Source organism: Anabaena sp. AL93 (genome assembly GCF_001672085.1).
In the GTDB taxonomy this organism is placed as follows: domain Bacteria; phylum Cyanobacteriota; class Cyanobacteriia; order Cyanobacteriales; family Nostocaceae; genus Dolichospermum; species Dolichospermum heterosporum.
The window spans coordinates 1-24,997 of record NZ_LJOU01000002.1 but is presented as its reverse complement, the minus strand read 5'-3'; the positions used below and the strand labels follow the sequence as shown (position 1 = coordinate 24,997).

General features: G+C 38.6%; 20 protein-coding genes and 2 pseudogenes. 14 read left to right on the top strand and 8 right to left on the bottom strand.

What is annotated here, in order from left to right:
• Positions 1 to 118: 118 nt before the first annotated feature.
• Positions 119 to 613 carry a peptide-methionine (R)-S-oxide reductase MsrB gene (msrB, locus tag AN486_RS00760; RefSeq protein WP_053538526.1) on the bottom strand — a complete coding sequence of 165 codons (495 nt, stop codon included), beginning with the start codon at positions 611 to 613 and terminating at the stop codon, positions 119 to 121.
• Between the two features lie 424 nt (positions 614 to 1,037).
• Between msrB and AN486_RS00755 the strand changes: the two genes are divergently transcribed.
• The gene (locus tag AN486_RS00755) at positions 1,038 to 1,811 is read left to right on the top strand and encodes a class II glutamine amidotransferase (protein ID WP_290598652.1); all 774 of its coding nucleotides are present in this window, start codon (positions 1,038 to 1,040) and stop codon (positions 1,809 to 1,811) included.
• 350 nt (positions 1,812 to 2,161) lie between these two features.
• On the opposite strand, the gene AN486_RS00750 is transcribed toward AN486_RS00755, so the two are convergent.
• Positions 2,162 to 3,247, bottom strand: coding sequence for a sulfate ABC transporter substrate-binding protein (locus tag AN486_RS00750; protein ID WP_290598650.1), 1,086 nt, complete (start codon positions 3,245 to 3,247; stop codon positions 2,162 to 2,164).
• Between the two features lie 698 nt (positions 3,248 to 3,945).
• Here AN486_RS00750 and AN486_RS00745 point away from each other — a divergent pair.
• The 4 genes from AN486_RS00745 to AN486_RS00730 all read left to right on the top strand — a co-directional run bounded on the left by AN486_RS00745 (position 3,946) and on the right by AN486_RS00730 (position 7,317).
• The gene (locus AN486_RS00745) at positions 3,946 to 5,040 is read left to right on the top strand and encodes a sulfate ABC transporter substrate-binding protein (protein WP_290598648.1); all 1,095 of its coding nucleotides are present in this window, start codon (positions 3,946 to 3,948) and stop codon (positions 5,038 to 5,040) included.
• A gap of 255 nt (positions 5,041 to 5,295) precedes the next feature.
• Entirely contained in the window at positions 5,296 to 6,165 is an 870-nt protein-coding gene (gene cysT / locus AN486_RS00740; protein ID WP_053538528.1) for a sulfate ABC transporter permease subunit CysT, read from the top strand.
• Positions 6,152 to 6,991, top strand: a complete 840-nt coding sequence (cysW, locus tag AN486_RS00735) for a sulfate ABC transporter permease subunit CysW (protein WP_039199228.1) — start codon at positions 6,152 to 6,154, stop codon at positions 6,989 to 6,991. The genes cysT and cysW overlap by 14 nt, the downstream gene beginning before the upstream one ends.
• A gap of 59 nt (positions 6,992 to 7,050) precedes the next feature.
• Positions 7,051 to 7,317 (top strand): NIL domain-containing protein, encoded by a 267-nt coding sequence (locus tag AN486_RS00730; protein WP_039199230.1) that lies wholly within the window; start codon positions 7,051 to 7,053, stop codon positions 7,315 to 7,317.
• Between the two features lie 181 nt (positions 7,318 to 7,498).
• On the opposite strand, the gene AN486_RS00725 is transcribed toward AN486_RS00730, so the two are convergent.
• The gene (locus tag AN486_RS00725) at positions 7,499 to 8,410 is read right to left on the bottom strand and encodes a restriction endonuclease (protein WP_168634872.1); all 912 of its coding nucleotides are present in this window, start codon (positions 8,408 to 8,410) and stop codon (positions 7,499 to 7,501) included.
• A 267-nt stretch (positions 8,411 to 8,677) separates the two neighbouring features.
• Here AN486_RS00725 and AN486_RS00720 point away from each other — a divergent pair, with 267 nt between their 5' ends.
• Positions 8,678 to 9,982, top strand: coding sequence for a calcium-binding protein (locus AN486_RS00720; protein ID WP_168634871.1), 1,305 nt, complete (start codon positions 8,678 to 8,680; stop codon positions 9,980 to 9,982).
• A 116-nt stretch (positions 9,983 to 10,098) separates the two neighbouring features.
• Here the strand turns inward: AN486_RS00720 and aspS are convergent, their stop codons facing one another.
• Positions 10,099 to 12,015, bottom strand: coding sequence for an aspartate--tRNA ligase (gene aspS, locus AN486_RS00715; protein ID WP_290598642.1), 1,917 nt, complete (start codon positions 12,013 to 12,015; stop codon positions 10,099 to 10,101).
• A 374-nt stretch (positions 12,016 to 12,389) separates the two neighbouring features.
• Here aspS and AN486_RS00710 point away from each other — a divergent pair, with 374 nt between their 5' ends.
• From AN486_RS00710 to AN486_RS00700, 3 genes are all read left to right on the top strand, one after another.
• A complete protein-coding gene (locus AN486_RS00710; protein WP_027402219.1) occupies positions 12,390 to 12,632 on the top strand; it encodes an AbrB/MazE/SpoVT family DNA-binding domain-containing protein in 243 nt (80 codons plus the stop codon).
• Entirely contained in the window at positions 12,626 to 13,069 is a 444-nt protein-coding gene (locus tag AN486_RS00705) for a type II toxin-antitoxin system PemK/MazF family toxin (protein ID WP_284081990.1), read from the top strand. Before AN486_RS00710 ends, AN486_RS00705 begins: the two co-directional genes overlap by 7 nt.
• A gap of 131 nt (positions 13,070 to 13,200) precedes the next feature.
• Positions 13,201 to 13,779 carry a Uma2 family endonuclease gene (locus AN486_RS00700; RefSeq protein ID WP_053538533.1) on the top strand — a complete coding sequence of 193 codons (579 nt, stop codon included), beginning with the start codon at positions 13,201 to 13,203 and terminating at the stop codon, positions 13,777 to 13,779.
• 170 nt (positions 13,780 to 13,949) lie between these two features.
• On the opposite strand, the gene AN486_RS00695 is transcribed toward AN486_RS00700, so the two are convergent.
• The 3 genes from AN486_RS00695 to AN486_RS00685 all read right to left on the bottom strand — a co-directional run bounded on the left by AN486_RS00695 (position 13,950) and on the right by AN486_RS00685 (position 16,995).
• Entirely contained in the window at positions 13,950 to 15,293 is a 1,344-nt protein-coding gene (locus AN486_RS00695) for a TRAP transporter large permease subunit (protein WP_290598636.1), read from the bottom strand.
• 9 nt (positions 15,294 to 15,302) lie between these two features.
• Entirely contained in the window at positions 15,303 to 15,926 is a 624-nt protein-coding gene (locus AN486_RS00690; RefSeq protein ID WP_290598634.1) for a TRAP transporter small permease subunit, read from the bottom strand.
• Positions 15,927 to 16,188: 262 nt separating this feature from the next.
• Positions 16,189 to 16,995 carry a Uma2 family endonuclease gene (locus tag AN486_RS00685; protein WP_053538536.1) on the bottom strand — a complete coding sequence of 269 codons (807 nt, stop codon included), beginning with the start codon at positions 16,993 to 16,995 and terminating at the stop codon, positions 16,189 to 16,191.
• Positions 16,996 to 17,257: 262 nt separating this feature from the next.
• Here AN486_RS00685 and AN486_RS00680 point away from each other — a divergent pair, with 262 nt between their 5' ends.
• The 4 genes and pseudogenes from AN486_RS00680 to AN486_RS00665 form a co-directional block, all read left to right on the top strand.
• On the top strand, positions 17,258 to 18,397 hold the full coding sequence (locus AN486_RS00680; protein WP_290598632.1) for a TRAP transporter substrate-binding protein: 1,140 nt from the start codon (positions 17,258 to 17,260) through the stop codon (positions 18,395 to 18,397).
• Between the two features lie 167 nt (positions 18,398 to 18,564).
• Positions 18,565 to 18,960, top strand: a complete 396-nt coding sequence (locus tag AN486_RS00675) for a hypothetical protein (RefSeq protein ID WP_053538538.1) — start codon at positions 18,565 to 18,567, stop codon at positions 18,958 to 18,960.
• A complete protein-coding gene (locus AN486_RS00670) occupies positions 18,953 to 21,082 on the top strand; it encodes an SUMF1/EgtB/PvdO family nonheme iron enzyme (protein ID WP_290598628.1) in 2,130 nt (709 codons plus the stop codon). The genes AN486_RS00675 and AN486_RS00670 overlap by 8 nt, the downstream gene beginning before the upstream one ends.
• Before the next feature lie 320 nt (positions 21,083 to 21,402).
• Positions 21,403 to 21,852: pseudogene (locus tag AN486_RS00665) on the top strand (DUF4351 domain-containing protein); the annotation flags it as partial.
• A 103-nt stretch (positions 21,853 to 21,955) separates the two neighbouring features.
• Here the strand turns inward: AN486_RS00665 and priA are convergent.
• The gene (priA, locus tag AN486_RS00660) at positions 21,956 to 24,424 is read right to left on the bottom strand and encodes a primosomal protein N' (RefSeq protein WP_290598627.1); all 2,469 of its coding nucleotides are present in this window, start codon (positions 24,422 to 24,424) and stop codon (positions 21,956 to 21,958) included.
• Between the two features lie 368 nt (positions 24,425 to 24,792).
• On the opposite strand from priA, the pseudogene AN486_RS00655 reads away from it, so the two are divergent.
• Positions 24,793 to 24,997 (top strand): annotated as a pseudogene (locus AN486_RS00655) (hypothetical protein); the annotation flags it as partial.

Here is a 24,997-nt window from a genome sequence, read left to right as displayed (position 1 = left end):
GTTTTCGACAATTTTATCTAAACTCTACCTGCTATATTCCAATTTCCTGCTTTTGACAGAATAAAACAAGGGGTTTGCACCCCTTGAGAGAGTTTAAAAAGTGAACCGTATTAGTGATCTACGCAGGTGTAAACTGTAAAGATACACCGTTCATACAGTAACGGAGACCAGTTGGTTTGGGTCCATCATTAAAAACATGGCCTAAATGTCCACCACAATTACTACAATGGACTTCAGTTCGGGTCATGAAAAATGTTCTATCTGTAGTAGTAGCGATCGCCCCCTCTATGGGTTTAAAAAAGCTTGGCCAGCCAGTACCACTATTAAACTTAGTATCAGCAGTAAACAAAGCCTGTCCACACCCAGCGCAGACATAAGTACCAGGTTCATATTGCTTATCGAGGGGACTGGTATGGGAGGGTTCTGTACCATGTTTCCGCAACACCCGAAACTGTTCTGGTGTGAGGATACTCTTCCACTCTTCCTCTGTTTTTGTCACTGCAAACTCTGTGTTAGAAAGTGCCATAGATTCTGAACTCCAATTGATATAATGGGAAAAAAAGGCTGTACCGACTAATAGGGTACTGATTTGTAAAAAATTGCGTTTGTCCATAATCTATTATTTGCTATTTTTCTCTTCCTTAGCCAAACAACTCCACAAGATTGATAAATTCTCTGACGAGAAATTGATGAAAATCACCTCAAAACATCTTGCCCCCTTGAGAAGAATATGTGATGATTCTATAATCAATTCAAATATACGGTATCTCTATCGGATTATCGGCGTTTATGCAGGAGGTGTATTCATATATGGCGTTGCTGAGTAAAAGTATGATTTTATTATGCCTACGGCACGCTGCGCGAACACGCAGAGACGCTCCAGGCGCAGAGAGTAAGAGTTTGAGAGATGGAATTTTCGACTTTCATACCCCAATTCACCAACGCCTCATATATTTGCTAATTAAATGTACAAATTGCACCTATCCCATCACAATTAATCAGTTACCCTGAAGTTGATCTTTACAACGACAAAACTAATGTGCCAACTGTTAGGAATGAACTGCAACGTACCCACAGACATTTGCTTTTCCTTTGAAGGTTTTTCTGCCAGAGGAGGAAAAACAGATGAACATAGTGATGGTTGGGGAATTGCTTTTTTTGAAGATAAAGGCTGTCGAATTTTTTTAGACGCTGAAGCTTCTATAGCGTCACCAATTGCCGATTTTATCCGTCAGTATCCCATTCATTCTACTCATGTGATAGCTCATATCCGCAAAGCCACTCAAGGTAAAATAGCCTTAGAAAACTGTCATCCTTTCCGTCGGGAACTTTGGGGTAGATATTGGGTATTTGCTCATAATGGTAATTTACCAGATTTTAACCCAGAAAATCATGGGGCTTTTCAACCTGTGGGTGCTACCGATAGCGAAAAAGCATTTTGCTTAATTCTTAATACTTTGCGATCGCATTTTCCCCAAGGACAACCATCATTAAAGGAACTCTACCAGACACTACATAAAATCACCAAAGAGATAGCAATTCTTGGATCTTTCAACTATATGTTATCAAATGGTCAGCATTTTTTCACCTATTGCTCAACCAAACTTTGCTACATTATTAGACAAGCACCCTTTGCTGCGGCGCATTTAATTGATGAAGAAATGACTGTAGATTTTAGCGAATTGACTACACCAAGCGATCGCGTTGCTGTCATTGTTACCACACCCCTAACCGATAACGAAGTTTGGACACAAATCCCACCGGGAGAGTTATTAATATTTCAGGATGGATTACCCCTAAAATTTGCCTGATTTTTGACAACTATTTTATTAATAAGAAAGAGCAAAATTCATCATTAAATCCAAAAAAAATCAAAGCTGGTTTTAATTCAGCGAAGGCATTGACTTATGATACATTAAAGTCACGGTCTATAAAATCCTGCATCCCTAAAAAATTTTATCTTCACCGCGACTTACAGCACTTCCCGATGTTATGAGGCACAAAAACCCCACCCCCAACCCCCTCCCGTATCAAAAGCTTATCCTTTTCTTCCCCCCGCTGCGGGGGGATTTAGGGGGGTGCGATGAGGGGGCTAATATGTACCTCATAAGAGGGAAAAACCGCTGTCAGAATAATTAGACTTAATCAAGAATTGCTATATTTATCGTCTTCCACCTTGGATTTTGTCAAAAATCGCACCATCAGCAAAGAACTTCTTCTGTACAGTACCCCAGCCTCCAATATCAGCTACAGTATAGAGTCGGGCAATATAAGGGAATTTATTTTTTACTTCTTTGGACACAGTAGGATCAACTGGACGAAAACCGACTTTAGCAAACTCACGTTGTGCTGCTGGAGTGAAAAGGAACTTGACAAAAGCTTCAGATACTTCACGATTTCCATGCTTATCAACATTTTTATCCACAACTGCGACAGGTCCTTCTATAGAAATATTAACTGGAGGAACTATGTAAGAAATATCTGTTTTTCCCTGTTGTGCAGCTAAAATGACTTCGTTTTCATAGTTTAGTAATACATCACCCTGACCTTTTTTGTAAAAAGCATCACTAGACTCCCGTGCATCTTTGGGTAATACAACCACATTCTTAAACACATTAGTAACGAATTTCAAAGCCTGGGTATCATTTCCACCATTTTTAACTATAGCACCCCACAAAGCTAGAAAATTCCATTTAGCTCCACCAGATGTCTTGGGGTTTGCGGTAACAATCTTAACGTCAGGTTTCGTTAAATCACTCCAATTCTTGATATTTTTGGGATTACCAGCCCGAGTTTCCAGCGCAACTACTGAACGGGTAACAATTGCGTTATTCGGAGATTCTTTTTCCCAACCTGGTTGAATCAAGCCGGCTTGTTCAATTTTTTTAATGTCTCCAGCCAATGCCAAAGCTACCACATCTGCGGGTAAACCATCAATAACAGCGCGGGTTTGCGAGCCAGAACCACCATAGCTTTCCCGAATTACAACATCTTGACCTTTTTCTCTTTTCCATTTCGCCACAAAATCGGGAATGATTTTAGAGTAAGCCGCTTTGGTAACTGCGTAAGTAACTAAGGTAAGTTCAACTTTTTTACCACTTTGACTAATGAGTTGTGTTTTCTGGGCTGTACCTGCAAATACAGGTAGAATAGTGCTTATACTTAAACTTGTGGCTAAGAACAGCGTAGGAAAGAATGGCTTTGTTGTTGGTACTAATTTTTTAGTATTGGAAGAATTATCTGTCATGGGATGTCCTTAAATTGGCTTAAAAATAATCTACGGCATCTTTGTCAGGATACAGTATTTAACCTATCGAAAAGAGCTTACCAGATGTAATAAATAAAATCAATAGTTTTTGTACTTAAAAACAACTATTTTTCTATCGAGTATTGTATGTATTTAATATTGCAAATATTTTTTTGGTAATTTATTACTTGTAAAGCTTATATATTAAGTCTTTTGATAAACTAAATCTATTTTTGCTGCAAGTATTTTATTTAATTTATGTATTATAAATAACTATTTAAGTAAGTATTTATATTTTGCAACCTCTATAAAGACAATTGAAAATTGATACTTCTTTATTAGAGGCGTTGTAATTTGTCCTGAAACTGGTAAAATCACCATATTCCCTATCGTCAATATGCTGTTTTAAATGGCAATACCTTGTCCAAATCGAAAAAAGTCTTGATTTGTAGGTTGGATTGAGGTACGTTCACGTATCCCTGACGGGAGGCGTTAGCCATAGTGTGGCGATAGCTTGCGTGGCGACGTAGGAGCCATAGCCATAACCCAACAAATGTGTCGGGTTGCGCTGTCGCTTAACCCGACCTACAAAAAATGGACAAGGTATTGAAATGGCATTGACAATTATGTACTTGTGCGCTGAAGCATAATTGCAAGCTAAGAAATTAATTATCCGTAGTTTTACAGGAGGAAAAATAATGAATTTGTGGCAACAATTACGGAAAATATTACAACTGAGGTTTAGCCCCAATTCTCTCAAAGGCTTTGTCTCACTTGTTTTAGTAGGAACGGTATTGAGTGTATCTCTTGCTGCTTGTTCTGGGACAAACACCAGTAATGATACGGGTAAAAGCCAGAATGTAGAACTAACCCTTGTATCTTTTGCTGTCACTAAAGCTGCTCACGCTGCCATTATTCCCAAATTTGTGGAAAAATGGCAAAAGGAACATAAGCAAACTGTAGTTTTCAAACAAAGCTATGGCGGGTCTGGTTCACAAACTCGTGCTGTAGTTGATGGTTTAGAAGCGGATGTTGTTCACCTAGCACTAGCTTTAGATACGCAAAAAATTGAGAAGGCGGGATTAATTCAAGCTGGGTGGGAGAAAAAATTTCCTAATAATGGGATTGTTTCCAAATCTGTCGCTGCTTTAGTAACTCGTGAAGGCAACCCTAAAGGTATTAAGAATTGGGCTGATTTAGCGAAAGATAATGTTAAGCTAATTACCGCAGATCCTAAAACTTCTGGGGTAGCGCGGTGGAATTTTCTCGCACTTTGGAATTCGGTCATTAAAACTGGTGGAGATGAAACAAAAGCCATTGAGTTTGTGACTAAGGTTTATAAAAATGTCCCTGTATTAACTAAAGATGCTCGTGAAGCTACAGACGCATTTTTTAAACAAGGACAAGGTGATGCTTTGATCAATTATGAAAATGAAATTGTTTTGGCCAAAGACAAGGGTGAAAAAACCAATTATATTCTTCCTGATGTGAATATCTCAATTGATAATCCTATTGCTGTTGTTGATAAAAATGTTGATAAACATGGTAATCGGGAGGTGGCGGAAGCTTTTGTTAAATACTTATTCACTCCAGAAGCGCAACAGGAATTTGCGAAAGTAGGATTTCGCCCTGTTGATGAAACAGTAGCTAAGAGTAAAGAGTTTGCTGACAAATATCCCCAAATCAAAACTTTAGGTACAGTTCAAGAATTAGGCGGTTGGGATGCTGTTCAGAAAAAGTTCTTTGCTGAAGGGGCAATTTTTGACCAAATTCAAGCTAAAAATAAGCGGTAATTGACAAGCCCCGGCGATTATAAATCACGGCTATACAAACAAAGTCCGCCTGCGCGGACTAAGGAAATTTAAAACCTATGCAGGTGGGTTTTACTTGTGTAACAAGCCCCGGCGATTATAAATCACGGCTATACAAACAAAGTCCGCCTGCGCGGACTAGGGAAATTTAAAACCCATGCAGGTGGGTTTTGCTTGTGTAGCTGTGACTTCCAGTCCCCTGAATTTTCTAAAAAACAACTAACAACTGATTAAATTATGGCTGTATCTTCTCCTGTACAAACTAATATTAAACCTTCGATTTGGAAGGTGTTTCTAGATAATTTGCTTCATCTTCCTTGGACTTGGCGAATTACTTTGGGATATCTAACTGTGATGTTATTTATTCCGATTATGGCCATGTTTCTCAAGGCTAGTACGGAATCTCCAGAGAAGTTTTGGGAAATTGCGACTAATGATTTAGCATTGGCGACTTATAACGTTACCTTTGTTACGTCTTTATTTGCAGCTTTGCTGAATGGTGTGTTTGGAACTTTGATTGCTTGGGTATTGGTGCGTTACGATTTTCCTTTGAAACGGATTATTGATGCGACTGTAGATTTACCATTTGCTTTGCCAACATCAGTAGCAGGTTTAACACTGGCAACAGTTTATAGTGATAATGGTTGGCTGGGTTCATTGTTAGCACCAATGGGGATTAAGGTATCCTTTACTCGGTTGGGAGTTGGGGTAGCAATGATATTTATATCTTTACCTTTTGTGGTGAGAACTGTCCAACCGGTACTGCAAGAAATGGAATCGGAAATTGAAGAGGCTGCTTGGAGTTTGGGTGCTTCCGAATGGCAAACTTTTTGGAAAGTGATTTTACCGCCTTTATTTCCGACAATTTTAACTGGTGTGGCTTTGGGTTTTTCCCGCGCTGTGGGAGAGTATGGTTCAACAGTAATTATTTCTTCTAATACACCATATAAAGATTTGATTGCACCTGTGTTAATTTTCCAACGGTTGGAACAATATGACTATTCCGGTGCAACTGTAATTGGTGTGGTTTTATTAGGAATTTCTTTGGTGATGTTGTTAGCAATTAATTTCTTACAAGCTTGGGCGAGAAGATATGACAATAGATAAAGTTAAAAGACAAAAAAAACAAAGTTGGGTGCCGGCGGTTTTAATTGGGATTGCGATCGCCTACCTATTTCTGGTTCAATATATTCCAGCTATTAATGTTTTTTTTGAAGCTTTCAAAAAGGGAACTGGACCATTTTTATCCAACCTGGCAAAACCGGAATTTCTCCATGCAGCTTGGTTAACTCTATTACTGGCTGCGATTTCCATCCCTGTAAATGCAGTATTTGGATTATGCGCGGCTTGGGCGATCGCTCGACATAAATTCCCTGGACGCGCTATAGTTCTCAGTATCATTGATTTACCCTTTTCCATCTCCCCAGTCGTCGCCGGGTTAATGATAGTCCTACTATACGGCAGACAGGGCTGGTTTGGTCCTTGGCTACAAGCACATAATATCCAAATTATCTTTGCTTTTCCAGGAATGGTAATGGCTACCGCCTTTGTGAGTATGCCTTTTGTCGCCAGAGAAGTAATTCCTATCTTAGAAGAATTTGGCAAAGATCAAGAAGAAGCCGCCAGAACATTAGGTGCAAACGATTGGCAAACTTTCTGGCGAGTAACTTTACCGAGTATTCGCTGGGGGTTACTCTACGGTTTAATCTTAACAAATGCCAGAGCAATGGGTGAATTTGGCGCAGTTTCTGTCGTATCTGGTAACATTGCTAATACAACCCAGAGTTTACCCTTATTCGTGGAAGATGCTTACAAACAATATGAAACTGAAGCTGCTTTTTCTGCGGCTGTATTGTTAGCATTTCTAGCCGTAATCACCTTGATACTCAAGGAAATTCTAGAACGCAAAACCCAGATTAAAGAAGTTGAATAATGGGTAATAGGTAATGGGTAATTTTTAGACAGATATAAAATTACATCTTAGGAGTTGTTATGAGCAGTGAAAATACCCTGATAAACAAGCGAATTCGCATCAGAATCACTCAAGATCATCATCAAGAACCTGTTATTTCTCGCCTAGTTTCCGAATACGGCTTAACAGTAAATATCAAAGCTGCAATTCTCGGACAAAATGCTGTAGGTGATGGTTGGTTTGACTTAGATTTACAAGGAACAGAAACACAAATTCAAAATGGGTTAAATTATTTGCAAGAATTGAAATTGCAGGTTTGGGATGAGAATAGTATTAGTGATTGGTAAAAAAAATTGCCGGCCAGATTCAGCAATAGATCCAAGCAATCAGGGCTATTTCATTCTTATTTAGCAGTTTATAGTCCGTTTTGACGGAATTTATTTATTAGCCCTGTTCGCGTAGCGTTTCCGTAGGCTACTTCAGTTCAGGGCGAATTATGTTTAGAATGAAATAACCCTGGTTTAATAATTACTCATCTGTAAAATAATCGGAATCTATTTTTTTAATCTCATAAATAGAAACTGTGGAAACACCCACATGATTATCAATCATTAATTGGGCTAATTCTTGTCCATCTATTAACACTATTTTACTATCTATAATAGATACATATTCTCTAGCTTCTTGGGAAAATCTAGAAGTAGTGATAAAAACACCTTTTCTTGCTCTTTGTCCATGTAAAGCCCCGACAAACTTTTGAATTTCTGGTCTACCAACAACAGTATTATCCCATCTTTTCGCTTGAATATAAACAATATCTAAACCTAATTTATCTTCTTTAATTATCCCATCAATTCCCCCATCACCACTTTTACCAATTGCTCTCCCAGCATCACGTCTTGAACCACCATAACCCATTTTTACAAGTAAATCTACCACTAATCTTTCAAAAAAATCAGGTGAACAACTTTTCACACGGTTAAGTAACTCTAACTCTAATTCCTTTCTAATTTTTTGATATCCAAATTCTATAGATTCTTGGGGTGTAGTTTCCGATATTTCTATAATTTCTGGTTCTGATTTATCATTATCTTTTTTAGAATTTAGAAAGTCTATATGCTCTGGAAATTGATTAAGGAACTTGATATTGATTTTAGTGGGATTTTGAATTAATAAATCCTTACCTCTATCAGTAATTTGAAAAAATCCTCTTTTGGGATATTCCAATAAAACAGCTTTTTTTAAATGAGTTCTAGCCCAACCTACACGATTATCAAAAACAGTTTGTTGTCCACTAGGTAATAAACCCTTTTTTTCTTCATCACTTAAATTAAAAACATCAGCTAAATATGTAATAGCCTCTCTTAAAGAATGTTCCTTACCATCACTTGCATATTGCAATAAAGGCAGCATAATAGCTTGAAAATCAGGAATAGTCATTTTCTACAAATAAAAAACCAAGATATTAACTTTTATACCATACTAATAAAAATTATAGTTAAAAATCTTACTCAAGACCAATAAATGTAAGAATTGTATTGAGTTCATGAATACAGTAACTTTGAAAAAATCTGACATTTTTCCATACGAATTCACCTTATTTCTGATTTAATATGTCATTTTGACGCAACAAATTTACTCTGATTAGACAAGAGACAATATTATTGGATGCAGAAAGATTAAAACTAGTTAAATGGGAAAATAAAGGTGGAAAAATTTAATCATAAGGATGAGCTAATTCCTTCTAAACCAGAGAAGCCTATGGATAGAAGTTCCCATGGGCAGGTGACAAATGATTTACTGCTTGCAAGCGTTTTTTCGCCGAGCGAAAGAATAAATGGATTTGAACAGAATGATTTAGGAGACATCTGGTGGCAAACATTCTTTGGTATTCCTGCCGACAAAAATCCTAGTCAGTTTGACGACAATACCGATCCAAATGGGGCGGCAGGTTCTAGTGAAAAAGCCAGTTTAACTCGGATTGGTTCCATCCAATTTCTGGCAGGTGCAGTTGCAGAGACGGATGAACTGCCATTCACGGCAACTGCCGAGCGGACAATTAAGGTAGCGGGTGGATCTGTCTTCTTTTTGCCGATTTTGAATGCGGTAAGTCCTGATGTGCTTCGTGATGCGAAGGGAGACCCGATTCGTAATTCGGATGGAACTTTAGTGGGAGGTATTGGTACAGGTGGACCAACAGAAGGTGAGGTTAAAATAGAACTCGATACTCTTCTTGCTGGCATTGTGGATCTCAGTGCCTCTATAGATGGCGTTAAGATTCCTAACCTATTTGAATACAGACAGCAATCTGATCAGCCTTTTTCCTACACTTTACCTGAAGATAACATTTCAGACATCCCTGGAGGAGGAACTTTTGGTGGCGTGCTTGCTGACGGGTATTGGGTGGGGATAGGCAACCTTTCTCCTGAAGATCATGTGATTAAATTCGGGGGGTCTCTTGAGTTTGATGCCGACAACCCAGGACCTGACTTTGTGTTGGATATCACTTACAACATTTCTTTCGATCTTAATGAGATAAAGGGTACAAATCGCAAAGATACTCTTTTCGGCACTAATGAATGGGACGAAATCAAAGGACTCAACGGCAACGATTACATTGTTGGCAGAGAAGGCAATGACGCTCTTTATGGTGGGAATGGTCGTGATACTCTGATTGGAGTTAATCCTTATGCTTGCAATCCAGGATTAGGAGAAATTGACATCTTTTACGGCGGAAAAGATCAAGACACTTTTGTACTAGGAAATTCTAAACAAGCATACTATCAAGGAAAAGGTTTACAAGACTACGCTCTGATTAAAGATTTCAATACTCAAGATACCATTCAACTTCATGGAAATCGTCGCTCCTATGAGTTAAGCGAAACCTATTCCCTTGGAGGCAAGAGTGGTACTAGCATTTTTCTGAAAGATACTTCTGAACTCATTGGATTTGTTGAGGGAGTAACTGGCTTGTATTTAGCAAGTAATGACTTTAGCTTTGTATGTTATTGATAACCACCGATACAGATAGCAACGAAAACGGAAATAGGGGTTGAAAGTGCGCTTTTGCCTGAGAACTTAACCAAAATTAACCCCTCTGCAAAAAAAGCAGAGGGAATAATCAAACCTTAAACCTTCGGTTTAAAAGTTGAAGCAACGTGCAACTCCTTTAATTGTTTTGCGTCCACATTTGCAGGAGCATCTGTTAACAAACAACGAGCTTGTTGAGTCTTGGGGAACGCAATCACATCACGAATTGATTCTTCTCCAGATAACAACATTACCAAACGATCTACACCGTAAGCAATCCCACCATGAGGAGGAGTTCCATATTCAAAAGCTTCCAACAAAAAGCCAAATTTACTTTGTGCTTCTTCCGTTGATAAACCAATAGCTGAAAACACCTGTTCTTGAACTTCTCGCTGATAAATTCGCAAACTTCCACCACCAACTTCAAACCCATTGAAGACTAAATCATAGGCTTGAGCGCGGGCGGTTTTTAAATCGCTGATATCATCAGGATGAGGGGCTGTAAATGGGTGGTGTAATGCTTCCAGACGTTTTTCATCTGCATTCCATTCAAACATGGGGAATTCTGTCACCCAGAGGAAGTTAATTTTGTCTTTTTCAATTAACTTAAATTCCTTAGCCACAAATTGACGAATTCTGTCTAAAGTTTTATTAACGGTGTTTGTATCAGCAGCCGCAAATAATAACAAATGTCCAGCTTTTGCACCTGTTCTGGTGAGAATTTCCTGCTTTTGTTCTGGTGTCAAATTATCTTTAATTGCGCCAATGGTGTCAAGTTCGCCATTTTCCCGGACGCGAATATATGCTAATCCTTTCGCACCTGCTTCTGCGGCTTCTCGGAAAATATCGCCACCTGGTTTAATACGAACATTAGAAATGGCATCGTTACCGTTAGGAATGGGGAGAATTTTAACAATCCCACCGTTAGAAATTGCTTCTCGAAAAACTTTAAAACCGGAATCTTTTAAAACGTCAGAAACATCAACTAATTCTAAACCGTAACGGGTATCTGGTTTATCGCTTCCGTAACGGTTCATAGCTTCCGCGTAGGGAAGCCGAGGAAAAGGACGAGGTAAATCAATTCCTTTAACTGTTTTGAAAATATGACAAACTAACTTTTCGTTGAGTTCAATAATTTCATCTTCAGACATGAAACTCATTTCCATGTCTAATTGGGTAAACTCTGGTTGTCTGTCAGCGCGTAAATCTTCATCCCGGAAACATCGCGCTACTTGATAGTATCTATCCATTCCCGATACCATCAATAATTGTTTGAATAGTTGCGGTGATTGCGGTAAAGCAAACCATTCACCTTCATTCACACGACTGGGAAGAATGTAATCTCGCGCCCCTTCGGGAGTAGAACGGGTAAGAATGGGGGTTTCAATTTCGATAAACCCTTCTAAGTCTTCCAGGTAGCGCCGCATGGCTTTGATGACTTGGTGACGCAATTGCATATTTTGCGCCATGCGTTCCCGTCGTAAGTCCAAATAACGATATTTTAACCGCAAATCTTCCCTGACTGTTTCCGTGTCTGCGGTGGAAACTTGGAAAGGTAACTGTTTACGGACGGCGTTGAGGAGTTCTATTTTATCAGCATAGATTTCGACTTCGCCTGTGGGTAGCCGGGGATTTAGGGATTCTGGAGGACGTTGGCTAACTGTACCGGTGATTGCGACAACGTATTCGTTTCGTAATTTTTCAAATTGTTGATAAGCCAGTACACGCATCTCTTTGAGTACGGATTGTCCTTTGTCCCAGTCCTCTTTCCTATTTTGTTCGTCCTGGTTTTGCGGACTACCTTTCTTTTTCCAAAAATGTTCAGCGTATGACTTAGTTTCTTCGTTGGTTGGGGTGCGCTGGGGGTCGCTGACGATTTGGACAATACCAGAGCGATCGCGCAAATCTAAGAATATCACACCACCGTGATCGCGGCGACGGTCTACCCATCCGTAAAAGGTAACAGTTTCACCAATATGTTCTTTTCGGAGTTCGCCGCAATAGTGAGTTCGCATAATTGTTAGTTCTTTGGTTCCGGGCTAGGTTGGGTAAATGTCAAGGCTTTCCCATTATCTAGCATCAATTGTCATTGTAGTAGTTTTAGTTCTGGAAAAATCAGTTATTTTAGCTTTGGCTTCAGGACGTTGGGTTACTCTACCGGTGATTGCTACAACGTATTTATTTCGGAACTTGTGTGTAACCGTAGATCAGAGACGGGGGAAGTGATCAGGGCGATTTCCTTTCTACAGGTTAAAAAATTTATTGACACCCGCTAATTAAATATGTATATTCAAAGTATATACATTGACCTAAGTTGTGAAGAGTGTTTGACTGGAGAAAACCTCAAGTTTAGTCCTGTAGATTTCTAACAAAATATTGGGAGATAACTATGACAACAGTTGTGGCAAAATGGGGAAACAGTTTAGCGATTCGGATTCCCAGATCCGTAGCTGAACAAGCGCAAGTAACGGAAGGGATAGCAATAAATTTTAGTGTGGAAGGTAACAGGATTGTGATTACACCACAAAAAAGAAAAAAATATACCCTGGATGAGTTGCTTGAAGGTATGACTCCTGATAAATTTCATCCTGAATTTGAAACTGGAAACGCTGTGGGGAATGAAGATTGGTAGTTAATTCTTATTTTCCCAATCGAGGAGATATTGTTAAATTAGAATTTGGGAACACACAAAGATTTACTGCTGATTCGATTAAGCGTGCATTTTCCCTGCAAGCGTCAGGAATGTCTTTTGATGATATTGCTAAGACATTAAATAACGAATTACAACAACTTGGGCGTGAACAAATCGGCTATCGTCCTGTTCTTGTTATATCTCCAATTAAATATAATCGAATGGCTTCTTTAGTTCTAGTGTGTCCTATAACTAGCAATCCAAAAGGGCTGAGTTTTGAAGTTCCACTTGTTGAGGGAATGAAAACAAAAGGAGTTGTGTTAGCTGACCAAATTAAAACACTAGATTGGAGAGCTATAAAGGTAAAATTTGTTGAAAGTGTTACCCAAGATTTAATAGAAGAAGTACAAGCGAAACTTGAAACATTAATTTTATAAATCGCGCCTACGCGGACTCACGGAATTTAACCCACGAAGGTGGGTTTCGTCTGTGTAGCTGCGGTTTCTAACCGCCATTTTAACAGATATAATGGAAAGTATTATTCAAGATTAGTCAAGAGGTATGAATCATGACTGCTGTAACTTTACAAATACCACAATCATTAAAATTCACAGATGATGAATTTGTGGAAATAGTCGCTGCTAATAAAGATTTGCGTTTAGAATTATCACATCAAGGGGAATTAACTATTATGTCACCAACTGGAGGAGAAACAGGAAATCGTAATTTTGAAATGTGTTTTGATTTAGGGTATTGGAATCGCCAAAATAATTTAGGAAAAGCTTTCGATTCTTCCACAGGTTTTAAATTACCTAATGGTGCTACCCGTTCCCCAGATGTGTCTTGGATTAAAATAGAAAGATGGAATGTACTCACACCAGAACAAAGAAAAAAGTTTTTGCCTTTATGTCCCGATTTTGTGATTGAGTTAGTTTCTGAAAGTGATGATTTAGCAGATACTCAAGCAAAAATGCAGGAATTTATAGCCAATGGTTTACGTTTAGGGTGGTTAATTAATCCTAAAACCAAACAAGTAGAAATTTATCGTCAAAATCAAGAAATAGAAGTTTTACAATCTCCTATAAGTTTATCTGGAGAAGATGTATTACCAGGTTTTATTTTAGATTTACAGCCAATTTTTCTTTAAGTCTATATTTCAAGTTCCAGTTACTACACAGGCAAAACTCATCATTAAGATTTTTTGTTGAAACTCTTCTTGTGACATTTTATTTATATCCTTAGTTAATCAAAATTTTAGAACAACTATAACTGCTGCTCTTTTTGGGCGAAAGAATGAAAGATAACACATCTTATTTTTTATACACCAGTTGTTGCTGAAATATCAATTAACCAGCGAACAGTTTGCGGGAAAGCAATCACAATTAATAACACAATAAACTGTAAAACTATAAAAGGAATCGCACTTTTATGAATATCTAATGTACTCACTTCTTTAGGGGCAACACTTTGTAAATAAAACAAAGAAAATCCCACAGGTGGAGAAATAAATGCGGTTTGTAAATTCACTGCCATAACCACACCAAACCACACCATATCAATATGTAAAGCTTGGGCTGCTGGCACAAATAAAGGCATAGCAATAAAGCAAATTTCAATAAATTCTAAAAAAGCTCCTAAAATAAAAATCACGATATTACTAACAATTAAAAAACCCCAATATCCTCCAGGTAAACCTACTAATAAATTAGTAATCAGAGTTTTGCCACCCAAAGCATCAAACACCAAACTAAACATCGAAGAACAGAATAAAATCATCACCACCAAAGCTGTAATTACTGCGGTAGAATGGGCAGCATCACGAATTAATTGTGGTGTCAGACGTTTATTAAAAGCAGCCAGAATAGAAGCCCCAACAGCACCTACAGCCCCGGCTTCTGTGGGAGTTGCCACACCAAAGAATATACTTCCTAACACCGCAAAAATTAAAATAATCGGGGGTACAACAGCTTTAAAAACTTGTTTAATTAATTGATTACCTTGAGGAATTACCACATCATCAGGGATAAGTGGCACTTTTTCCGGTTGAAAAAAAGCTAGTCCTAAAATATAGAGAATATAGGAAGTAGATAACATTAATCCGGGAATTAATGCCCCTAAAAATAAATCTCCCACAGAAACACCAATTTGATCACTGAGAATCACTAAAACTAAACTGGGAGGAATTAATTGGGCTAAAGTCCCGGAAGCAATAATTACTCCTGAAGCTAATTTTTTATCATAGCCATAGCGTAACATCAACGGTAATGATAACATCCCCATCACAATTACTGTGGCGGCTACAACTCCAGTTGTGGCTGCTAAAACAGTTCCTACTAAGACAACTGCTAAAGCTAATCCTCCCCGAACACGACTTAAAATAATGCCGATAGTTTCTAATAATTCTTCAGCTAATCCTGACTTTTCTAGAACTGCGCCCAAAAACACAAAGAAGGGAATAGCAAGTAAGGTAAAATTCGACATTGTGCCAAACCAACTATTAGGTAATAGGAGAAGACGCGCCGGATTAAAAGCCCCAACTGCTGTACCCATAAGTCCAAAAACAATGGCTGTGCCGGCAAAAGAAAAAGCGACAGGAAAGCCACTCATAAGAATAAAGAAAAAGCCGACAAACATTAAAATTGCTAACCATTCAAAACCCATATTGTCTCCCTATTCAATATTGATATTTTCTGAAGTTTCTAAACGAATTTGTTCCGCTGCTTGTTGATAGCCTAATAATACTGCTAAATACTTAATTGCTTGAGAAATACTTTGCAAAAGCAGTAGTAATAAGGCTATAGGAACCATAGTTTTGATTGGGGCGCGGGGTAAACCATTAGCGTCAGAGGATATTTCCCAAGTTCCCCAACTACCGTCACTTAATCTGCCCCAAGATTGTAAAACCGGATTGATTGTCACCCAAATACCGATTAAACAAAAGGGAATTAAAAATAAAACTGTTCCCATAAAATCAACCAAGGCGCGGTTTTTTTCACTCATATTAGTATAGAGAAAATCAACCCGGACATTTTCTCCATGACGTAAAATATAAACAAAGCCGAATAAGAATGTGAGAGAAAATAAATACCATTGCAGTTCTAATAAGGCATTAGAAGACAATTGTACGCCAATGAAACGACCCATATAACGGGCGACAACATTGAAAAAACCGACTCCAATTGTCAGCAAAACCAGCCAATTCGATAACCATCCCAATTTATCAGCACCATTGTCAATAAACTGAGAAAATCTTAATAGCTTACTGATTAAAGCAAATCTTTTTGAGTTACGCATACAACATAATAAATTAAAGGCAAGACCTGATAATACAGTCAGCCAGTCAGCCAGGGAATAAATTCCCTGTCTAATAGCTCAAGTCTGTTAAAACAGACTCAGAAATTTCCCCAGTGTTTTTATCTCGTTATCTCGTTCCCAGTCTCTGACTGGGAATGCCCTGACGGAGGCTCTGCCTCTGCTGTTATTGAAGGCAGAGCCTTCTGGAATTCATTCCCATACAGAGTATGGGAACGAGAAAAACTTTAGTGAATTTTTACTATTAATTCATCAATTGTTCCACCTCCAAAATATCCAAATTTGTCAATTGTGCCACTTGTTCTATGGACATTCCATTCTGTAACAACTTAATAGCAACTTGTCTTAATTGCAATTCAGCTTGTTCTGCACGTTGTTTTTCTTGTTCTGCAATTTGTTCTATTTCATCTGCTCTTTGTTGTGTAATTATTACCATTTCCTGAGAAGTGGGAAACAACTCACCATCCAAAGTTGCCCAGCGTAACCAAGTGGCATCAACGCCTCTATAATTACCTTCCCAACGCACTAAAGCTAAATTTAAAACTTTGCTTACCAATTGATTTTTCTCATTTAGAGCAATCTGTTGATATGCACCACTATTCAGATCAAAACCTGCAAAATCATTGGGGTTAAACGGGTCATACCAAAAATATTCAGAAACCCGCATTTGATTTTGATAAATCAGTTTTTTCTGATTTTTATCATTGTTAGCTGTGGTTTCTGAAAGTAATTCAATTACCACATCTGGGGGTTTTCCTTCTTCCCAAACTACCCAAGACAATCGTTCTGTTTTTGGTACACCTAAAACAGCAAAAAAATCTGGACCGCGAAAATCTTGATTTTTTAATTGTGCTAAACTGTAGTAAACAAACATATTGCCACCTACATATCCATCAGTCCTTTGATCTAACCAAGGCTGAATGGTATCAATTAAAATATCCATTTGTAATTTATGTCTTTGTGTCTCCATGGGGATACCATCATCACAAGGAAGTTCTGCCTGGGTGGGTGGCAGTTTAATGCTAGGTTCAGCCAAAACAGTTTCTAACATAGCCGTTAAATTTAGTTAGAAATTACTTAATATTTTTATACTAATCTGAAATGATCAGCAATTGGCAAAATTATAAGAAATAATAAGTTTTAAGTGTATCAGCACCATAGAATCAAACTGTACAAGGAAAAGTAAACAAGTCTAAAACCTTTTTTCCCCGTGCCTAATCTCCACGAAAAATTTTAACATCAACCTACCCTGTAGTGGCTAAAATTTTACAGGATTATGATATTGTAGGTAAATCTTACTAATATTCATTTTTATGAAACGTCGAGCTATTGTTAACAGATTATCTCAAAGTGCGATCGCAGCTACAGGAGTAGCAATTGTTGGTGGTTGTCAAAAGGCGCAAAATCAAGCAGCCACAGGTCAAACAGACACCAGTAATCTGCCGATAGTTAAATGGCAAATGGCTACAAGTTGGCCATTGTCTTTAGAAACTATTTTTGGCGGGGCGCAGGTTTTAGCAGAGCGCGTCAAAGTTCTCACTAACGGCAAATTTATCATCGAACCCCGTGCGGCTGGAGAAATAGCCCCCGGTTTAGAAGTTCTCAATGTGGTTTCCCAAGGTGCAGTCCAAGCTGGACATACAGCCGCTTATTACTATATCGGTAAAAGTCCCGCTTTAGGATTTGGTACATCAGTACCATTTGGACTCAATGCCCAACAACAAAACGCTTGGTTATATGAAGGTGGAGGTTTAACCAAACTGCGGGAAATTTACGCCAGCAAATTTAATGTGATTCAATTTCCTGCGGGAAATACGGGGACACAAATGGGGGGATGGTTTCGCAACGAAGTCAAAACACTTAATGATCTCAAGGGCTTAAAAATGCGGATTCCCGGTTTAGGCGGGCAAGTTATGGCTAAATTGGGAGTAACTGTACAGACTCTTCCTGGTGGGGAAATTTTCCAAGCGCTACAAACAGGTGCTATTGACGCGGCTGAGTGGGTGGGACCCTACGATGATGAAAAATTAGGTTTAAATAAAGTCGCTAAATTTTATTATTATCCAGGTTGGTGGGAACCAGGTCCAACTTTAGAAGTACAAGTTAATTTGGACGAATGGGAAAAGTTACCACCCCAATACCAAGCAGCATTAGAAACGGCTGCATATCAGTCGAATACAACAATGTTAGCTCGTTATGATGCTCGTAATGGTGAAGCATTGGAAAGACTATTAAAAACAGGTACTCAAGTGCGTGCTTATAGTCAAGAAATTTTGGAAGCAGCGGAAAAAGCTTCTTTTGCTTTATATGATGAATTTGCGGCTAAAGACCCTGATTTTAAAGCTGTTTATGAACAATGGAAACCTTTTAGAGATCGGATGTATGCGTGGAATAATCTCAATGAGGGTAGTTTAACTCGTTATGCCTATGGGAAGTTGAAAGTAGGGAGTTAAGAGTGATTTGAAATCTCCGTAGAGACGTTCCATAGAACGTCTCTACAAAGGTTATGGGAAATGCACTACTTTTAAATCTAAAAATTACCACCTTTTTTCACAGTAAAGTGGAGAATTGCACTGTATAGTTTAGTATTAAAAATATAATTAAGACTCTGGGGGTGAATATGACGGATAATCGCACAATTCAATTTACTTTTGCTATTGATGACCCAGAATTAGATGATGAGAGACGGCTAAAAATAGCAAGTAAGCTACTGCGGGAATTGCGGGATTCGGATGAAGTAGAAAAAGTAGACCGTGCTGAAGATTTTAACCCAGAAGCAGGAAGTAAGCCAGGTTTTGCAACTTTGATCGGAGTGCTGACAGCACAAGTCAGTATGAAAAATATTAAAACATTTTTGAGCTTTTTAGGCGATCGCCTGAAAGATCAATCCCTGGAAATCACTGTCAAAGTTGGTGATAAAGAAGTCAGTATCAAAGCCAAAAGCCGCCAAGAACTGCTAGAAAGCGAAAAAATAGCCAAAGACCTATTAGCCGCAATGGGTGGTGACAATGGCTAAAAAAATAGCGCTGCTGATTGGAGTAAGTGAGTATGGTGCAGGTATCCCACCCCTATTATCTGCACTCAATGATGTCCAGGCTATGGAACGAGTTTTGCAAAATCCCAACTTGGGAAATTTCGCACAGGTAGAACGGCTGCTGAATCCTGATTCAGTAGCTATGAGAATAGGAATTCAAAAGCTGTTTAAGAACGCAGGTAAAGAAGATTTATTATTATTCTATTTTTCTGGACATGGAATTACTAATGATGATAATCATCTCTATTTAGCAACTCGCAACACAGCAAAAGATGACTTTGAAGCCACTGCTGTAGATGCAAATTTTATTCAAACACAATCAAAAAGTTGTTATTCCAAACGGCAAATTTTAATTTTAGATGCTTGTTATAGTGGTGCTTTTGCTAATGGTTGGCACACAAAAAGTATTGGAGTAGATATCAAAAAGCAATTAGGTGCAGAAGGACGAGTTGTGCTTACATCTTCTGGTGCAACTCAAACTTCCTTTGCACAAGAAGGTGCAACACTTTCCCTCTATACTCAATATTTAGTTGAGGGAATTGAGACAGGTGCAGCAGATACAGATAACGATGGCAATATTCATGTCCAAGAACTACACACTTACGCTAAATCAAAAGTCCAAGCGGTGAAGCCTAACATGACACCGGATATCATTCTGGACAAGGAAGGATACAATATTTTATTGGCCTATGCTCCCAAAAATCCAGAAGCAGAGTATCGCAAATTGGTTGAACAATATGCTCCAAATGGTGAACTAAATGAATTGGCTTTTTTAGTCTTAAAGCCAAAACGGAAAATTCTGGGAATCACAGATACAAAAGCCGAAGAAATAGAAACAGAATTTCTCGAACCTTTTTGTAGACGGTTAGCAAATTTGCAAAGTTACAAACAAGCTTTTGCTAAAGCTGTTGAGCAAAAATATCCTCTGGATGAACATATTTTAAATATACTTAAAGATTATCAGCAAGATGTTTTAGGTTTGAGAGATGAGGATGTAGTATCAATTGAGTTAGAAATTACATCTGTTAAAGAAGCAGAATATCAAAAACAGCTTCAGATACAAAAGCAGCGAGAAGCGGAAGCATTGCAACTTCAGCAACGAGCAAAAGAATTATCACAATTACGATTCCAGCAAGAAGCAGACAGATTGCAACGCCAACGAGAGGCAGAAGCAGCCGAACAACTAAGATTGCAGCAAGAAGCAGAAAGATTGCAACGTCAGCGAGAAGCAGAAGCAGAAAAAAATAAATCTGGTTATCAGTTAAAGACTTTCCAGTTTGAAACTGCTCAGATAAATAAGAATGGTACAGGAATTAAACGTATTACCAAAAGTGCCGAGTATTTTACCCAAGATTTAGGAAATGGTGTATTTCTGGAAATGGTACATATTCCTGGAGGAACTTTTTTAATGGGTTCTCCAGAAAGTGACGAAAGCCCAATTTCTTCAGAAAGTCCACAGCATCAAGTTACCGTTCCCTCGTTTTTCATGGGTAAATATCCAGTCACTCAAAAACAATGGCGACTTGTAGCTGCTTTACCCAAGGTTAAGATTGATTTAGAATCTGATCCATCGAGGTTTAAAGGTGATAATCTGCCAGTTGAGCGTGTATCGTGGAATCATACTCAAGAATTTTGCGCCAGACTCTCCCTCAAGACAAATCAAACCTATCGCTTACCTAGTGAAGCCGAATGGGAATATGCTTGTCGTGGAGGAACTACTACACCCTTTTATTTTGGGGAAATAATTTCCACAGAGTTAGCAAATTATGATGGTAACTACACCTATGGTGGTGGTGCAAAAGGAGAATATCGAGGAAAAACCACAGAAGTAGGAAAATTTCCTGCTAACCCTTGCGGTTTATACGATATGTGTGGTAATGTATGGGAATGGTGCGAAGATGAGTGGCACAAAAATTATATAAATGCTCCCGCTGATGGTAGCGCCTGGCTAGATAAAAACAGTGAGTCTAGACTGCTGCGCGGTGGTTCGTGGTACAACGATCCTGAACTTTGCCGTTCTGCTTTTCGCTACTACTACAATCTCGACTTCAACTTCCTCAATGTTGGTTTTCGGGTTGTGTGTAGTGGTGCGGCGAGGACTTAGTAGCCCTTTGCACTCTTGCTCTTTTGCGCTTTGCGCTCTTTATTTTTCCCTTCCCTAGCGTAACGGAGTGGAGCGATAAAAAATATTTTTTTAGATTTTCGGATGCTTGATGAGTGCTTCGTCCATAATACAGAAAACTTTAGATTTAGTCAAGTAGATAATAGCATAGAATAGATCCCCGACTTCTTAAAGAAGTCGGGGATCTGGCAGCATCTAAGATATCTTTAAAGTAATTGATGATTGGTGATAAAATCTCTGGTTTTCATCCTGTTCATCCTTTAATCCTGGATATCCTGATTCTGACAATTTACCCAACAAAATCCTTACACACCGCAATTGTTGTCATTCATCAATTACCCCAAACTCCAGAAACACTATGGTTAAGACTTTTAGGTAGAGGTACAGTCCAAAAACGAGCCATTGATGAATTAGCTGCGTTACCATTAAATCAACCTTACGTCAAAATCACCTTAGAACTACTCTATAACCTCCAGAAAAACTTAAAAATCAATCAAAGTTCACAAACAGAAGATCAGGAGTTGATTATGCGATTAGCACCACTTTACCAACAAGACAGAGAACTTGCTAAACAAGAGGGAGAACAACGTCTAATTATCCGTCTCTTAAATCGCCGAGTTGGGGAAATTGATTCATTATTAATTCAAAAAGTCCAGCAATTATCTGTGGAGAAACTTGAAGAATTAGGAGAGGCTTTATTAGACTTTACTTCAGTTACAGATTTAGAAACTTGGCTGAAAAATTACCAATAAGTAGCCATAATAGCAGCGATCGCTCCTGTAGTATCCACTAATTTAAACAGCGATCGCTAGATAACCCAAATCTGCCATAATATTTGGATAATATTTTCCCCGATTACATGATATTAATGGGATCTACATCAATTGTTAGACTAACAGAAGAGTGGATGAGCGATCGCACTTCTGGCCAATCTGGTAAATTAGGTAAAGCATCAGGAGCAAACTTGAGTAATATTTGCCAGCGATAACGGTTAGCTACTCGTAAAATACTAGCAGGTGCGGGTCCTAATATCTCAAACCCTTCCTTATCGTTTAAAAATGTAGCAATGATTTGGGCTGTATTTTGGACTTGAATCGGATCTAAACTACTTAACCGCAATAAAATTAATCTCCCATAGGGAGGATAATTCAGAGCTTGTCTTTGTGCTAACTCTGCATCACAAAAAGATTGATAATCATGTTTTTGTACCGCTTCAATAATCGGATGTTCTGGGGTATAGGTTTGGACAATTACCCTACCTGGATCATCCCCTCTTCCCGCCCTTCCTGCAACTTGAGTCAGAGTTTGAAATGTGCGTTCATTGGCGCGATAATCAGATAAATGCAATAATCCATCCGCAGCGACGACACCCACAAGGGTAACTTGGGGTAAATCTAACCCTTTAGTTAGCATTTGTGTTCCCACTAATAAATGCGCTTCACCGTTAGCAAATCTAGTTAGGAGTTCACGGTGCGAACCTTTCTTTGTAGTTGTATCGCTATCAAAGCGAATTATTTTCAAATTGGGAAATTGTTTAGTTAATTCCTGTGCTACCCGTTGAGTACCGCTACCGAAAAATTTCAAATAAGGGGAACTACATTCAGGACAATGGGGAGGATGTAAACGCCCATAATTACAATAATGACAGCGCAATAATTCTGGCGCTCCCGCTTCCACATGATGATAAGCTAGAGAAACATCACAATGGGGACATTCCAACACATAACCACAACTGCGACAAGAGACAAAGGTACTATGTCCCCGTCGGTGAATAAATAATATTCCCTGTTGTTGTCTTTCTTCCAATTGTTGCAGTGCATTTTGCAACTTTCTACTAAAAATAGACCGATTTCCCTCTTTTAACTCTTGACGCATATCCACAATTTCCACAGGTGGTAATGGACGGGAGTTAATCCGTTCTGGTAACGATAAATATTGATGATTTCTACTCACCCAACTTTCTAAAGAAGGAGTTGCTGAACCTAAAATAAGGGGACAATGTTCTAATTCGGCTCGCCATTGAGCGACAGTGCGGGCGTGGTAAGTAGGAATGGGGGAATCTTGTTTAAAGCTGCTATCGTGTTCTTCGTCCAGGATAATTAAGCCTAAATTGGGCAAAGGGGCGAAAATGGCACTGCGAGTCCCAATGATGATTTGTGGCTCTCCTGTGAGCATTTGTCGCCAAGTGTCGTAACGTTCACCGTCGGAAAGGGCGCTGTGATAAACGTGGACTTTGTTTCCAAATCTGGCGCGGAATCTGTCCGTGAGTTGGGGGGTGAGTCCGATTTCGGGAACTAAAACAAGGGCGGATTTTCCTTGTGCGAGTAAAGGTGATATGGCTTGTAAATATACTTCTGTTTTTCCTGAACCTGTCACCCCATGTAACAATACTTGAGTAAATCCAGTTAAAGAATTAATCGTTTCTAGGGCGTTATTTTGGGCTGGTGTTAAGGATTTAGCCCAATCTCCGGCTACTGTTGGTCCTTGTTCTTGGCGTAATATTTCTCTGTCTTCAATGACTATATAGCCTTTATCTACTAAGGCTTTCAGCGTAGACGTGCTAGTAGCGCAAAGTTGCAATAATTCACTTTGCCACATTTCCCCGCCTTGTCGGCGTAAAACTTCCACAATTTCTTTTTGACGGGTTGTTAAATCGTCATCATGATTATCCAAAAGTGTGACAGCTTTTTGTAATTTAGGTTGGGTTAGTCGTGGCGGTTCTAAATAGTTTTCTGCTAATCCCAAACGAATTAATTCCCGAATACCTCGATATGCAGCTTTAACTTTTTGTTGAATGTAGTGATAACTGTAGTCTGCTGTCGGCGTTTTTTGTAAAAGTGTGATTACTTGCTGGGCTGTAGGGCTAATGTAAATAGAAAGATTTTCTCTACCCAAGGGAGTTAACCGCAGACGACGTTGTGATCTTCCTAATAATCCTGGTGGTAATGCGACGCGAATAACTTGAATTAGAGGTGTATAGTAATAAGCTGCAACTCGGTTAAGTAATATCCAATAGCCAGCAGGAAAAAACCCTTCACTAACCACATCTTCAACTTCTCGAATTTTTTCTAAGGGAATATCTAGATTAGGTTGAGTTAATAAGCGAATAGCGATCGCACCTACCTGTGTTGCACCAAAAGGAACACTTAAAATATCCCCTGGTTTGATTTCTAACTGTTCCGGTATTTTATAGGTAAATAAATCTGAACATCCTGGACAATCTACAAGCACTTCAACCCATTGGGACAACTTTGTTTGAGATTGATATAATCCTCCTGGTTCAGATACGGCTATAACCGATGAATTTACACTAATACTATACATAACTTCTCAATTTATAAACAAATATTCTATTTACAGACTTGGTTAATTCTATTCAAGCTTACTTAACTATATCCTTTGGTTTTACCTGATGTAAATAGTATTTTACAATACTTCAATTACACATAATACTTGATAATCTGGAATTTATGTAATCTACCAGACAAATTATCTTCTAGTATCCGAGTAATAAATAGTTGAAAATTGATTTACATACTTGTGTCCTCAATCTACCAACCCTATCTTGAGAAATACATTCAGAGAATGAGTAATTATGACTCCCGGTTCGCCCATTTTTTAGGGAGTTAGGAAAAATGTGCAGATAAAAGTATAATCAGAGACAGGTTATACAAAATAAGCTAAGTAAGTATATGTTCGACGTTATGGCAACTGAATCCATAATTACAAACGAACGAGTAGATGACATACCCGTACTACTCACACAGATAGAACGGATGGGTGTACAAAAGCTAATAGATAAAAACTTCCCCACCCATGGAAATTGGCGAGGACAAAGCTTGGGGAATGTAGCAGTGATCTGGTTAACACATATCTTATCGCAAGCAGACCACCGTT